The sequence below is a fragment of the Larkinella ripae genome, from assembly GCF_054780775.1.
Window position 1 is genome coordinate 545,190 of the sequence record NZ_BAAGVR010000028.1, and the last position, 12,375, is coordinate 557,564.

General features: G+C 54.5%; 14 protein-coding genes. 9 read left to right on the plus strand and 5 right to left on the minus strand.

Annotated features, from left to right (window positions below):
* Nucleotides 1–18: 18 nt before the first annotated feature.
* The 5 genes from ACYVHX_RS24105 to ACYVHX_RS24125 are packed head-to-tail and all read left to right on the plus strand — an operon-like array spanning nucleotide 19 to nucleotide 2,434.
* Nucleotides 19–426 carry an ester cyclase gene (locus ACYVHX_RS24105; protein ID WP_460674259.1) on the plus strand — a complete coding sequence of 136 codons (408 nt, stop codon included), beginning with the start codon at nucleotides 19–21 and terminating at the stop codon, nucleotides 424–426.
* Nucleotides 427–474: 48 nt separating this feature from the next.
* Complete coding sequence (locus ACYVHX_RS24110) at nucleotides 475–1,020, plus strand: GNAT family N-acetyltransferase (protein WP_460674260.1); 546 nt, start codon at nucleotides 475–477, stop codon at nucleotides 1,018–1,020.
* Nucleotides 1,021–1,033: 13 nt separating this feature from the next.
* The gene (locus ACYVHX_RS24115) at nucleotides 1,034–1,393 is read left to right on the plus strand and encodes a DUF4180 domain-containing protein (protein ID WP_460674261.1); all 360 of its coding nucleotides are present in this window, start codon (nucleotides 1,034–1,036) and stop codon (nucleotides 1,391–1,393) included.
* Nucleotides 1,390–2,091 (plus strand): hypothetical protein, encoded by a 702-nt coding sequence (locus ACYVHX_RS24120; protein WP_460674262.1) that lies wholly within the window; start codon nucleotides 1,390–1,392, stop codon nucleotides 2,089–2,091. Before ACYVHX_RS24115 ends, ACYVHX_RS24120 begins: the two co-directional genes overlap by 4 nt.
* A gap of 4 nt (nucleotides 2,092–2,095) precedes the next feature.
* A complete protein-coding gene (locus tag ACYVHX_RS24125; protein WP_460674263.1) occupies nucleotides 2,096–2,434 on the plus strand; it encodes a TfoX/Sxy family protein in 339 nt (112 codons plus the stop codon).
* A 57-nt stretch (nucleotides 2,435–2,491) separates the two neighbouring features.
* Here the strand turns inward: ACYVHX_RS24125 and ACYVHX_RS24130 are convergent, their stop codons facing one another.
* From ACYVHX_RS24130 to ACYVHX_RS24140, 3 genes are all read right to left on the minus strand, one after another.
* Nucleotides 2,492–3,229, minus strand: coding sequence for an SDR family oxidoreductase (locus ACYVHX_RS24130; RefSeq protein ID WP_460674264.1), 738 nt, complete (start codon nucleotides 3,227–3,229; stop codon nucleotides 2,492–2,494).
* 87 nt (nucleotides 3,230–3,316) lie between these two features.
* A complete protein-coding gene (locus ACYVHX_RS24135) occupies nucleotides 3,317–4,210 on the minus strand; it encodes an AraC family transcriptional regulator (protein ID WP_460674265.1) in 894 nt (297 codons plus the stop codon).
* Nucleotides 4,211–4,242: 32 nt separating this feature from the next.
* Nucleotides 4,243–5,985, minus strand: coding sequence for an SWIM zinc finger family protein (locus tag ACYVHX_RS24140; protein WP_460674266.1), 1,743 nt, complete (start codon nucleotides 5,983–5,985; stop codon nucleotides 4,243–4,245).
* Nucleotides 5,986–6,159: 174 nt separating this feature from the next.
* Between ACYVHX_RS24140 and corA the strand changes: the two genes are divergently transcribed.
* Nucleotides 6,160–7,110 (plus strand): magnesium/cobalt transporter CorA, encoded by a 951-nt coding sequence (gene corA / locus ACYVHX_RS24145; protein ID WP_460674267.1) that lies wholly within the window; start codon nucleotides 6,160–6,162, stop codon nucleotides 7,108–7,110.
* Between the two features lie 85 nt (nucleotides 7,111–7,195).
* Complete coding sequence (locus ACYVHX_RS24150) at nucleotides 7,196–8,035, plus strand: mechanosensitive ion channel family protein (RefSeq protein ID WP_460674268.1); 840 nt, start codon at nucleotides 7,196–7,198, stop codon at nucleotides 8,033–8,035.
* Nucleotides 8,036–8,102: 67 nt separating this feature from the next.
* Here ACYVHX_RS24150 and ACYVHX_RS24155 read toward each other — a convergent pair whose 3' ends face one another.
* On the minus strand, nucleotides 8,103–8,972 hold the full coding sequence (locus ACYVHX_RS24155) for an endonuclease/exonuclease/phosphatase family protein (protein ID WP_460674269.1): 870 nt from the start codon (nucleotides 8,970–8,972) through the stop codon (nucleotides 8,103–8,105).
* A gap of 250 nt (nucleotides 8,973–9,222) precedes the next feature.
* On the opposite strand from ACYVHX_RS24155, the gene ACYVHX_RS24160 reads away from it, so the two are divergent.
* Nucleotides 9,223–9,825 (plus strand): hypothetical protein, encoded by a 603-nt coding sequence (locus ACYVHX_RS24160; RefSeq protein WP_460674270.1) that lies wholly within the window; start codon nucleotides 9,223–9,225, stop codon nucleotides 9,823–9,825.
* A 59-nt stretch (nucleotides 9,826–9,884) separates the two neighbouring features.
* Here ACYVHX_RS24160 and ACYVHX_RS24165 read toward each other — a convergent pair whose 3' ends face one another.
* A complete protein-coding gene (locus ACYVHX_RS24165; RefSeq protein ID WP_460674271.1) occupies nucleotides 9,885–11,399 on the minus strand; it encodes a peroxidase family protein in 1,515 nt (504 codons plus the stop codon).
* 445 nt (nucleotides 11,400–11,844) lie between these two features.
* Here ACYVHX_RS24165 and ACYVHX_RS24170 point away from each other — a divergent pair, with 445 nt between their 5' ends.
* Nucleotides 11,845–12,372, plus strand: coding sequence for a (2Fe-2S)-binding protein (locus ACYVHX_RS24170; protein ID WP_460674272.1), 528 nt, complete (start codon nucleotides 11,845–11,847; stop codon nucleotides 12,370–12,372).
* Nucleotides 12,373–12,375: the final 3 nt, after the last annotated feature.

The following is a 12,375-nucleotide window of genomic DNA, read 5'->3' on the forward strand; positions in this document are numbered from 1 at the left end:
GCCTAAACCCCTGCCCTCATGCGACAGCCGCAAGCAACCGTTCTTTACCGCTGGTTCAACGAAGTCTGGAACCAGGACAACGAAAAGGCCATTGAAACCTATTTGGCGCCCGATGCGCTGGCGCACGGCATTTTGACCGAGGAGCAGCCGAAGGGCCCCGAAGGCTTCAGGATGTTTTTCAGGAGTTTTAGAAGCCAGTTTGGGGATATAACGATCGATGTTGAAGACGTGATCAGTCAGGATGGGATTGAGTCGGCCCGGATGACGGTCACGGCTACCCATACCGAAACCGGCAAAAAAGTGACGTTTTCGGGAATCAGTATGGCGCGTATCGAAGACGGAAAAATTGCCGAAGCCTGGAATACCTATGACTTCCTGGGCATGCATCAGCAATTGGGGCAAACCCTGGGGCCGGTTTCGGAGTAATGGTATTGTCTACCGTCGTCCTTTCCAAAAACCGCTCGGGTCCTGCTTATGCCAACCGTTAAAAAACCGACCGTCAAACCCGTCAGCAAAAACAACTGGGCCGACTTTGAGGCTCTTTTTCAATCGAAAGGAGGACCAGGTTACTGCTGGTGCATGGCCTGGCGGAAGACGAAGGAGGAACTGAAACACAACACCTCGGCCAACCGGAAAAGATGGATGAAGGAACGAGTGGACGATCGAACTCCGGTCGGGCTGCTGGCCTACCTGGACCAGGAACCCATTGCCTGGTGTTCCATTGCGCCGAGGGACACCTATCAGCGACTCGGGGGTGACGAAAGCCTGGAAGATGTTTGGTCGATTGCCTGTTTTTTCATCAAAAAAGAAAACCGGGGCCAGCGCCTGACGGAAGTCCTGATCGGGGAAGCCAAAAAATACGCGAAGAAAAAAGGCGCCAAATACCTCGAAGCCTACCCTGTGGAGCCGGATTCGCCCAGCTACCGGCACATGGGTTTTGTGCCGATGTTTGAGAAAACCGACTTTTCGTTTGTCAAAAAAGCCGGGTCCCGGCGTCACGTCATGACCTGCAAACTCTGACCAAAAACCGCCCATGCAGCTTGAAACCCACCAGGCCAACGGCCAAAAAACCGCTGAGCTCATTTCGGACGCCATTCTCATTTCCAATGCCGAAGACGGCCTGGATTTGTTGGGAAACTTATATTATCAGGGCTTCGACAACCTTCTGCTGTACGAGAAAAACATCACGCCGGCTTTCTTTGATCTAAAGACGGGCATCGCGGGCGAAATCCTGCAAAAATTTTCGAATTACCGGGTTCGGCTGGCCATTGTCGGGAATTTTGCGTCGTATCAGAGCAAAAGCATGAAAGACTTTATGTACGAAAGCAACAAAACCGGGCACATTACTTTTGTTCAGTCCAAAGCCGAAGCACTCAACCGACTCCTGAAATGACCCACTTTCTCGGCGGCTATTTCCTGCTCAGACTTAAGCCGTTCGCCTGGTCGCCGACCGGACAGGCGGTCTATACCGCCAGCACCTGCCTCAACGACTCCCTGCTGAATACCTGGTCGTATTCGTGGACGAATAAGGCTTCGGAAAAAGACGAAGCGGTCAAAGAAAACTTCGACCTGGACGACGGCCGGCTTGCCCTCCTCCGGGCGTGGGTCGATGAGAAGCACACTACGGGCGTTGTGGGCTGGATGAGCGTTTTTGGCGACCGGGCGAGTGCGCTGGACTACAAACGGCGGTTTTTCGCGCATCTGAACGGTGTCGAAACCCTGGCTGTGTATTTCAATGAACAGCAGACGGCGGACCTGCTGCGGGAATTTGCCCCCGAATCGGAACGCATTGGCGCCATCGGGCTGTATCAGACGCTGCTGAAAAAAGAACGGGAAACGGAAAATTCGGCCGAAATTCTCATCGGTTTTGACCTGATCGGCCTCGAATCCAGCGGAAATTTTCATTCGTTTCATTGCCACGGGATTGGCGGGGAGTTGGCCGACCGGTTTGGCCTTACTCTGAACCACTACGGTCTTTTTGACGACTGTGCCGACTGGAAACCCGTGCTGCATGCGCTTAATACCGGCGAAATCGGGGCCGAGCCCGTGCCCTGGTACGTCGCCAAAGTCAAATTGCTTTCGTCAATTTAATGATATGCCTTACAATGAACAATTAGCCGACCGGGTTCGGGAGCGGCTGGCCGAGTTGCCCAATTTGGAGGAAAAAGCCATGATGGGCGGTCGGCTCTTTCTGTACAACGACAAAATGTTACTCGGGGTCATTGAGGACGAATTGTTGTGCCGCATTGATCCGGAAATTTACGAGCAGTTGCTCGAAAAAAACGGGTGCCGCGTGATGTATTCCGGCAAGCGCCCCATGAAAGGCTACGTGCTGGTGGACGAAAGCGGCCGGCGAACCCAGAAAGAGTTTGAGGAGTGGATCAACCTGACGCTGGCCTTTAATCCCAAAGCGAAATCATCCCGAAAAAAATGATTCACACGCTGGAAACCGCCTGGTCCGCAAATCAGACGCTTGCGGACCGGGCGGTTTTTACCAGGGACTGACACCCGTTTCCGGATTGTTGTCGGTGCTGAAAAAACCGCCGGTCGGGCCGTCCGCATCCAGCGTGGCGTATTTGACGAGCTGAGCCGCAGCGTCCTCCACCCGTCCGGTGCCCCGGTGGTGGTTAAAATCGGTGGCCGTAAAACCCGGATCGACGGCGTTGACCTTGAAGACCGAATCGCGCAGTTCGTAGGCCAGCACCACCGTGTAGGCATTCAAGGCGGTTTTGGAGGGAATGTAGGCCGCACCTTTAACGGCGTAGTATTTCCAGGCCGGATCGTTATGTAGCGTCAGCGACCCCAGCCCCGAGGTGACGTTGACGATGCGGGGCGCTTCGGCTTTCCGGAGTAAATCCAGGAAAGCCTGCGTAACTTGAATGGGGCCGAAAAAGTTGGTGTCGAACACCTGCCGGATGATGGCCGGGTCCGTTGTCGTGGCGGCTTGGGGCATGCCTCCGCTGATGCCCGCGTTGTTGATCAGGACATCCAGCACGTCTGTTTTCTGCCCGATCTGCTGGCGGGCTGCGGCTACCGATTCGGGGGTATTGACGTCGATTTCAATTCCTTCGACCTGCGTGAATCCTTCGGCTTTCAGCGCTTCGACGGCCTGCTGGCCCTTTGCCAGATCCCGGCTTCCCAGGTAAACAAAATAACCGCTGCGGAGTAACTGGCGGGCGGTTTCGTAGCCGATGCTTTTGTTGGCACCGGTGATCAGGACTTTTTTCATGGGTGTTGTGACGGTAAAAACCGGGTTACTAAGTACGGCACAAACCTACGGCTGCGGTTTTTGGAAATCGGTGCACGGTTTTCGGTTTCAATGGTACATTTCGCGGGTGGCGGTTCGGTATTCTACCGGCGTCTGGCCGGACAGGCGTTTGAAAAACCGGTTAAAGTAGGAGGCATCCTCAAAACCGAGTTGGGCCGTGATCTCCTTCACCGACAGATCGGCGTGGAACAGCAACCGTTTGGCTTCCAGCACCAGCCGTTCGTGAATGTGCTCGATGGCGGTTTTCCCGCTTTGTTTTTTAATCATCTCGCTCAGATGGCCGGCCGACAGATGCAGCAAATCGGCGTAGGCCGCTACGTCATGCAGGTCCCGAAACCGGGCTTCCACCAGCTCCTGAAACCGGTTGACCAGATGCCGGTCGGTTTGCCGGCCCCCGTGCCCGAATTGTTCGGTGTACAGCCGGCTCAGGTAAAGGAGCAGCACCCGCAGATAAGCCGCCACCAGTTCGTTTTGCCAGTCGCCGGTTTGTCGGTATTCGGTGGTGATTTTAGCCAGGGTGTCTTCAACAAACAAGACATCCGTGGGCGATAACTGAAGCGCGTGGCCATGCTGCGGATTCTGGATGAGGGGCAGTTTTTTCAACAGCCGGTTGTCGTCGAGGGCCAGAAATTCTTCCGTAAAACAAAGCACCGTGCCGGTCAGCGGTTTTGTTTCTTCCTTCAGGTGAACCTGCTGCGGCACCGTAAAATAGAAGGTATTGGGTTGGAGCGTATACGGTTTCATGTCGACCCAGTGACGGCTGACGCCCTGTTTGACGTACACCAGCAGGTAGTAATCTTTGCGGTGCGGAACCAGAAAAGCGTCGTTCTGGGGTTGCTGCTGGTCATTCACCTCCAGAATACGGAGCAGGTCGCTGCCGCTGCCGTCCAGCGGTTCGAGCGGATAGGTGAGAATGGTCGATTCCGGCTTAAAGACGTGCATGGGGCCGAATGTTGATACGGTTTTCCGGTTTTTCAGTAGGCTTGTTCCACCTGGCGGAGTTCTTCCAGAAAAGCCGGTCGGCGCGGATTTCGTTCCTTCAACTGCTGAATCAGGGCATTCATTACCGGAACGCTCTCCGGAATATCCTGTTTCAGTTGCCCGATGAGTTGAGCCAGCCGCCGGTACTGCGGTCGTTCACTGGCGTTTTTGCCCAGCTGTTCCACAACTGGCAGGTACAGCGTCAGCATCTCCGCCGGAAACCGGGACGCCAGATGCGGGTGCACCTGCTGAAGCCGGTCGAGACTGGGCGATTGGTCCACCAGCGCCAGCAGGGCCGTCCACTGTTTCTCTTCAACGTAAATCGGCGCTAACTGGTGAAAAACCGTATCGGCTTCAAAATACCAGTGTGCTTTGGATTGGCGGGCCTGTTGCCCGGCGGTTTCGGTCACGCGCTGAATCAGGGATTGGTATTCCAGCGTCCATTCCTTCGCCGAAAAGGTTTGTTTCCACTGCCGGTAGTAGGGCAGGGAAAAAGGACCCTCAAATGCCAGTGTGCGGGTCAGGTGGCGGATGGCCGGAATGTCTTTTTCCAGGTAGGCCACGTTGAGCAGTGCTTCTTCCCACTGCCGGACTGTGCCGGGCTGGTTTTTCTGTTCGGCCAACCGAATACCGTCCTCGATCAACGCCCGCGCCCGGTCGTAATGCAGGGCTTCGATGGCTTCCGAAACGGCTTCCCGACGCACTTCGACAAGATCCAGACTGGCCCGAATCAACGCAGCGGCTTCGTGGGTCCGGCCGAGGGCTTTCAAAAACCGGATGCGGGTGGTGCGCAGCAGGCTTTGCGGGTAATCGCTGGGACTGCCCTGGTGGAGCGGCAGCAGCCGGTCGATCAGGGCCAGAAACGTCGTCGGTTCGTGCCGCTTCAACGCCAGTTCAAATGCGGCATCCAGCAGTTGCCTGCCGAAATCGCCGAAGCCAAAATAAACCGGCTGCTGCAATTGATCCGCCAGAAAATCAAAGAGTTGATCCCGAAGCGGCTGGGCGGTTTCCGCCGATTCGGCCAGCGGGTGCAGCACCTTCAGGGTCTCCGAAACCGCATCGCCGAGATGCCCCGCCGAGTCGTCGCTCTGTTGCAAAACCGCCATCAGTTCCACCAGCACCACCCGGGCTATCGTCAGGGCGTCGCGGTAGTTTTGCCGGGCCAGCAACTGCTTTCCACCGGCCAGAATCTGGGTCATTTCCCGGGCCAGCCGGGCCGCCGAACGGGACTCGACGAAACCCCGGGTCGAGTGGGTTTTAATCGCTTTTCTGACCAGTTCGGTGTAGTGTTTGCCCACGTCGATGCGCTCATCCTTGTCGGCAAAATGAAGCTGCAACCGGCTGGCAAACGTTTTGTCGGAAGCCGCGTAGGCGACCACAAACTGCCGGAGTTCGTCGGTGGTTACTTTTTGCAGCAAATTTTCGACGGTCAGCTTTTGGGGGCTTTTTTTGCGATTTGCTTTCGACTGATTCAGCGTTTCGCGCAGCGCAAACAAAACCGCCACGGTATGCGGGCAGGCCGGGATTTCGGCGGGGCAGTCGCAAAAGAAGTCCGCAATGGTGCGGCCCGCCAGCTGGATTTCGACCGAATACACCTCCGACCCTTCAACTTCGGCATTCCAATGGGTGTCGCTGGCTTGTTCGAGGTACAAAACCGCCCTTTGCGTAAAAAAGTGGCGACCTTTTTGCACGGTGTTTTTATCAAGTTGGCGGTCGAACGTATCGAGGGTCAGCATGGGAAAAGAAAAAAGCCGTTCCGGATTGATCCCGTAAAAGTAAGAGAGTTCGGAACGTGGTGGTCAACTTGGCTTTTTTTGCCAACTTTGTTGCCGGAGCCGACTTCGGAAAAACCGGCGTTGAGTGGCGTGGTGGTAAACAAGTAGTTCGATTTATCAGCTAAATACTGATTCATGATTCGCATTTTTCAACAGGATGAAACCGCCGTTCGCAAGATTCGGGATATTGATTCATTTTTGGACACCGAACGAACGCTGTGGGTGGATTTGCAGAACCCGTCGCGGGAGGAAACCAAGAGCGTGGAGGAGAAGTTCGACGTGAACTTTCAGACGCAGCAGGAGCAGGCCGAAATCGAAAGCAGCTCGCGGTACATCGAGGAAGATGAGTTTCTGATTGCGAATTCCAATTTTCTGATTCCGGATAAAGAGCAGATGTACGTGACGGTGCCGGTGAGTTTTATGCTCAAGGACGACACGCTGTTTACGTACCGGAACGCCGATTTACGCTCCTTTGCCGATACAGTCAAGAAAATCAAATCCCGGCGATCGGTGTTCAACGACGGCGCGCAGATTCTGATTACGATTTTTGAATCCCGAATCGACCACGACGCCGATTTGATCGAGCTGGTTTCGCAGGAAATCAAGGCCATCAACCGGCAACTGGACCTGGATGCCAAGCTCGACCGCGAAATGCTGCTGAAAATCAACGACTACCAGGAACTGACGATGTCGATTCGGGAAAATGTGGTCGATAAGCAGCGCGTTATTTCGTCCATGATTCGCAGCGACGGCTGGTTTACCAACGACGAACAGCAGCGGCTCCGGACGCTGATCAAGGACATCAATTCGCTGATCGACCATACGAATTTTATTTTCGAGCGGCTGGAATTTTTGCAGAATACCTTCCTCGGTTTGATCGACCTGGAGCAAAACCGCATTGTCAAGATCTTCACCGTGGTGTCGCTGGTTTTTCTGCCGCCAACCCTGCTGGCGAGCATCTGGGGCATGAACTTCACCCACATGCCGGAACTGAGCTGGTCGCTGGGCTACCCGCTGGCGCTGGGGTCCATCGTCTTGTCGTCGCTGGTCACGCTTTTGATTTTCCGCCAGAAAAACTGGCTGTAAACCACCCGTCCGAATAAATTCCCGTGGGTATGTTACTTTTTAAGGGTTCCGACTTCTCAACAAGTAGAACTTTAAACATGACCCCATGGAGCCTTCTCAATTATCGGTTCAGAATGTGTACGATCAGGTTGCCGCGTTTGCCACGCTGTACGGATTTAAAATTTTATTAGCCATTGTCATCCTGATTGTCGGTCTGTGGCTGGCCAATCAGGCCGTGAAAATGCTGGCGAAAGTGATGAGCAAACGGCAGGTGGACCGCGACGTGCAGCCGTTTCTGCTTTCGCTGGTGAGTGTGCTGCTCAAAGTGCTGGTGCTGTTGAGTGTTGCCAGCACCCTGGGCGTCGAAACCACTTCCTTTGTGGCCATCATCGGCGCGGCTGGCCTGGCCGTTGGTCTGGCCTTGCAGGGCAGCCTGGCCAACTTTGCGGGGGGCGTTCTGATTCTGACTTTCAAACCGTTCCGGGTGGGCGATCTCATCAGTGCGCAGGGCTTTACGGGCCATGTGGAAGCCATTCAGATTTTCAATACGGTTTTGGTCACGCTCGATAACCGCACCATTATACTGCCCAACGGCGCCCTGTCTACCTCCCCAATGACGAACATATCCGGCAAAGGAACGATCCGGGTGGATATGGTTTTTGCCGCCGGGAACACCAACTCCGTCGATAGCGTCAAGGCGTCGATCCAGCGCGTGGTGGAAGCCTGCCCGTACGCCCTGAAAAACCGGGACCACGATATCCTGGTCACCAAGCTCACCGAACTGGCTTTCCACTTTGATGTGCGGGTCTGGACCAGCAGCGAGACGTATTGGGAAACCTACTATTTTGTTCACGAGGGAATTGCGCGGCAGTTTGCCCTGGACGGCATCAAAGGGCCGCAACCCGGTATTCAGGTTTTCGGGGATTTCAGTTCAGTGGGGAAATAGCGTGTTGACGTAGAGGTGTATCGCCGAGTTAAGCGGAGAAATACTCTGCTTAACTCCACGATACACCTCACTTCACCCATAACCGACTTAAAACCGGCCAGTGATCCGAAATAAATACGTTGTCTTTCATGATCGGCAGGTAGTCGTGCCGGTTGACTTCGATGCCCGGACCCACCAAGATAAAATCAATGACCGGGCCGCGCTGGTCGGTTTTAAAACCGTTGTACGTGCTTTTGCCGCCGGTATGCGGGTTTTTCGAAAGCCGCTCGGTGTTGGTCAGCTTAAAGGCCGAATCATTCATCAGGGTTTGTAACGCGGGTGAGATTTCCGGGGTGTTAAAATCGCCGGTCAGGACGACGGGCAAACCGTTGCTCAATTCTTTTGTTCTGGTAATCAGTAATTTGGCGCTGTTCTGGCGGGCGGTTTCACCCAAATGATCGAAGTGCGTGTTGATCACGAACAGCTGCGTTTCCGTCCGCTTGTCCTGAAAAATGCCGTAGGTGGCGACGCGCGGCAGCGCGGCATCCCAGGACTTGCTGCCCGCTGCTTCGGGCGTTTCCGAAAGCCAGAAGGTGCCGTGTTTGAGCAGCTCAAACTTCTGTTTGTTGTAAAAAATGGGGGAAAACTCGCCCTGGGTTTTGCCATCGTCCCGGCCCACGCCAATCCAGGCATACTGGGGCAACTGATCCTGCAAATCCGCAATCTGCCCGGCCAGCGCTTCCTGGATTCCGGCAAAATCCACCTGATAATCGCGGATAACCCCCGCGGCCAGTTCCCGGCGATTGGGCCAGGCATTCAGGCCGTCTTCCGGGGTGTTGTAACGAATGTTGAACGACAGAACATTCACAGGCAGTCGGGCGGTTGCGGGCGAAACCGGCTGGGCCGAAAGCGACGTAAGGAAGCCGAACAACGCCAGAATCAGAAAACGTAATTTCATGCCGGGATGGATTTGATCGCGACGAAGTAAACCGTCGGTATTGGGAAAACCAACTTCCCGTCTGTATATTTCAGGAAGCAGACTGCCAGGGGACGGTTTTACCGGTTGTTCGTGGCGCCTGATCCCCCGCCGGTTTTTCGGAGCCGTAATGGCCCGAAACCGCGCGGACGCTCAAGGCCCTCTAATACCCGGTTTTTTCTACCGGGCTGTTGCTGAACTTTCACGTAAACAACTAAAATTTCTGATGCACATGACTACGCAACCGCTTTCTTCCGCCGGTCTTCTGGTTTGGACGTTCCAATTCTGGCGTACCTATTTTGGACCCATTTCGCTCTGGATGCTCTTTGCCGCGCTGGGTCGAGCGGTGCAGATGAAGATTTTCGGCCCCATTCCTTCGTCCCTGTTCGTGAGCCTGGAAATCCTGGTCGAAGCCGCCCGGATCATCACCATTCTGGTGATTGTCGGGCACGGAAACTGGCGGCAGGGCGTCCAAAATCTGGGCGTTCTGTTTCGGTTCAAAAAGCAGCAATGGCGCGAAACCGGGCGGACAGCTCGGACCATGTTGCGCCTGCACTGGCCGGTTTTGCTCGGCAATCTGCTGTTGTTCAGTTTGCTGGCCTACGGATTTAACGCAATCAACCGGTTGATCGCCGAGCACCGGGCGGTTTTTTACGGACTGAAAGACTTTGGATTTATGCACCAGGCCGCCACTTCCATGCCGCTGTTTTTTTTCCTGAAAAACCTGACCGTGATTCCGTTTACCGTTATTTTTGAATACGGTTTATTCATGGCCCTGGCCGGAAAGCTGCCCCGGTTTTCGGGAAACGAGCACGTAGCCGTTTTCAAAAAGTAACGAAGCCCGCCCGCCGGAAGGGATGATGAACTCCCTTCCGGCGGGCGGACAGGCGGCAGTTATAAGGTCACCGGAACATTTCCTTCGGCAATCCGGATCAGATCGGCAGTGGTGAAATGCTTCCCGTACCGGTAAGGCTCCCAGCAGGGCAGGCTAGGCTTCCAGAATGGATTCTGGCTCAGAAAGGAGGTGTTATCACCTTCCAGCAAGCCGACAAAAACCTCCGTAACGATGCGGGCTCCCACTGCACCCAGTTTAACGCCCATCTGCTGTACTTCCGCTTCCTTGAGAATGTAGTACCAAAGGGGCGTACTGTTTTCAAAATTGACCTTGTATGGCTTGAGTTCGGCTAATTGATCGGCTTCCAGGGGCTGCAACCGCATGGCATGGGCGATCCGCTGACCGGAGGGCAGGCTGAACGTCAGACCGCGCAGTAAGTTGCGTGAGGCCAGGGAAATGACTTCGCCCCCACCAAAACCGAGCAGTTGAAACAACGGGGATGATAGCTTCGTGTCGATCAGCTTGTTGGGGCGTGTGCTGCCATCGCCCAGGTTAAAAAACGTGTGCCAGTCGATAAACCGCCGTCCCGACCGCTTTCCACCCCGCAGGTCGTCGGGGTCCGGGTTGGTTGGGTCGGCGGCAAAATCAAAAATGTCGGCAAAGAACGGCGCCGGATTGGGCTGGTTCACCGTACCAAAATTGGCCCGGTAGGAGGGCCGGATCTGGCTGTGCCCGAAGCGGTAGGCGGCAACGGAAAACTCAACCGGGATGAAGGGCTGGTTGTGCCAGTTGTAAAACTTCCGGCCATTTTCCAGCACATCCCTGACCACGTCTTCCCCACAAAGCAGCGGCAGAAACTCGTGAAGAATGATCCACTGGTAATGCCAGCGAACCAGTTCCTGAGCTTCGGAGTAAACAACGGAGGGCGATTTGGTCGGGAACTTCGTGCGAATTGCCTCCACCAGAACGTTATGGAACCGCAGAAACAATACCTGCAACTGCGACACGATCAGGTTTTCGTCGTTTCTCGGATCGCCGATCAGCGCCGTGTTCTGCCCGTTGCGGGGGACGTCGAATTTGTCAATGCCGTCTTTCCCCTGCGAACCGAGGGGATGCAGGAGCATTTTGATGCCTTGCCCGTCGGACTGATCGTACAGGTGCGGAGAGGCCCCCGGTCCGCTGCCGTACACATTGTCGAGCGCCAAACTCGGTGTGCGGAAATTTTCAATAAACTCCGGGTCCGACTGACGTTCCAGACTGGAAGTGGGATCGAACGTAATGTCGTGGTCAATAAATTGGCCCAGAAAGGTCATGCCGGCGCTCATCACCGGAGCGTTGGGGTTGTTGACCTGCAAGGCGGGATTCGTGATCAAATCCGCCGGATTTTGAGTAAGGTCATCTTTGGCATCCATAAGACCCCCTTTCTTGCCGATGTCTTTCAATGCATCTCTTACTTTCTGACTGTCCTGGGCAAAGGGGGGAAGGGACGGAAACATTCGGCCAAACTTTCCTTTGTCGTAAAACCGGGAAGTAAATGGAATAATGTCCTGATAAAGTGCGCCATGCCTGGTCATGATTTTGTGTGTTTAAGGGTGTTCAACGTGAGAAAAATAAGCGAATTGAAAAAAGAGAAGCAGCGGTATTTGCCTGATAATAAGCTCTGAACTGCGTCAGAAAAGCAACGAATTGGTACAAATGTGAGGTATTAATTGCCGCGACACTAGCGGATATCTACTGCTTTTTAGGGCGTATTTTTACTGGATTTATTGGTGCTGGTCCCGATTAACCTGAATTGATTTTCACGCTAAATATGGGTGGGCCGAGGCACGAGTTGTCAGTAAGGAAACCTGGTTATATGCGGTTTTCGAAGGCTTATTTCCACGCGGCTGTGGTGTAAACCGGTATGGGTTTCTTTTAAAATACGCGTGACTTCCGACCGGAGCCTAAGTAAACCGGCAATCCGTTAACATTTAGTCCTGAATCTGCTTGTGCATAGTAGCTGTAAACAGACCACTCACTATGCAAACGATCCTATCACCCAAAACCGGCGCGCATTCGGTTGCTGCGCTGCCGGAAAAAAATACCGTAAAGCTGACGATTAATGGATCGGTTCACCACCTGGAGCTGGCTCCCTGGACCACCTTACTGGACGCTCTGCGGGAATACCTTCACCTGACCGGAACGAAAAAAGGCTGTGACCACGGCCAGTGCGGAGCCTGCACGGTCCTGGTCGATGGCAAACGGATCAACTCCTGCCTGACGCTGGCCGTCATGAAAGAAGGCTCGGAAATTACTACCATCGAGGGACTGTCGGACGAAAGTGGCCTGCATCCGTTGCAAACTGCCTTTATTGAACACGACGCCTACCAGTGCGGGTATTGCACACCGGGGCAGATCTGCTCGGCGGTGGGCCTTCTGAACGAAGGGAAGGCCAAAACTGCCGACGACATTCGCGAATTAATGAGCGGCAACATCTGCCGGTGCGGGGCTTACCCCCACATTGTCGATGCCGTTCAGGAAGTGATGCAAGCTAACCCCAACGCATAACGG

What these genes read in the sequence shown, in the direction of transcription:
- ACYVHX_RS24160 (WP_460674270.1), top strand. Translation starts at nt 9,223, where the DNA reads ATGACTACGCAACCGCTTTCTTCCGCCGGTCTTCTGGTTTGGACGTTC.
- ACYVHX_RS24140 (WP_460674266.1), bottom strand. Translation starts at nt 5,985, where the DNA reads ATGCTGACCCTCGATACGTTCGACCGCCAACTTGATAAAAACACCGTG.
- ACYVHX_RS24110 (WP_460674260.1), top strand. Translation starts at nt 475, where the DNA reads ATGCCAACCGTTAAAAAACCGACCGTCAAACCCGTCAGCAAAAACAAC.
- corA (WP_460674267.1), top strand. Translation starts at nt 6,160, where the DNA reads ATGATTCGCATTTTTCAACAGGATGAAACCGCCGTTCGCAAGATTCGG.
- ACYVHX_RS24125 (WP_460674263.1), top strand. Translation starts at nt 2,096, where the DNA reads ATGCCTTACAATGAACAATTAGCCGACCGGGTTCGGGAGCGGCTGGCC.
- ACYVHX_RS24170 (WP_460674272.1), top strand. Translation starts at nt 11,845, where the DNA reads ATGCAAACGATCCTATCACCCAAAACCGGCGCGCATTCGGTTGCTGCG.
- ACYVHX_RS24155 (WP_460674269.1), bottom strand. Translation starts at nt 8,972, where the DNA reads ATGAAATTACGTTTTCTGATTCTGGCGTTGTTCGGCTTCCTTACGTCG.
- ACYVHX_RS24135 (WP_460674265.1), bottom strand. Translation starts at nt 4,210, where the DNA reads ATGCACGTCTTTAAGCCGGAATCGACCATTCTCACCTATCCGCTCGAA.
- ACYVHX_RS24150 (WP_460674268.1), top strand. Translation starts at nt 7,196, where the DNA reads ATGGAGCCTTCTCAATTATCGGTTCAGAATGTGTACGATCAGGTTGCC.
- ACYVHX_RS24130 (WP_460674264.1), bottom strand. Translation starts at nt 3,229, where the DNA reads ATGAAAAAAGTCCTGATCACCGGTGCCAACAAAAGCATCGGCTACGAA.
- ACYVHX_RS24115 (WP_460674261.1), top strand. Translation starts at nt 1,034, where the DNA reads ATGCAGCTTGAAACCCACCAGGCCAACGGCCAAAAAACCGCTGAGCTC.
- ACYVHX_RS24165 (WP_460674271.1), bottom strand. Translation starts at nt 11,399, where the DNA reads ATGACCAGGCATGGCGCACTTTATCAGGACATTATTCCATTTACTTCC.
- ACYVHX_RS24105 (WP_460674259.1), top strand. Translation starts at nt 19, where the DNA reads ATGCGACAGCCGCAAGCAACCGTTCTTTACCGCTGGTTCAACGAAGTC.
- ACYVHX_RS24120 (WP_460674262.1), top strand. Translation starts at nt 1,390, where the DNA reads ATGACCCACTTTCTCGGCGGCTATTTCCTGCTCAGACTTAAGCCGTTC.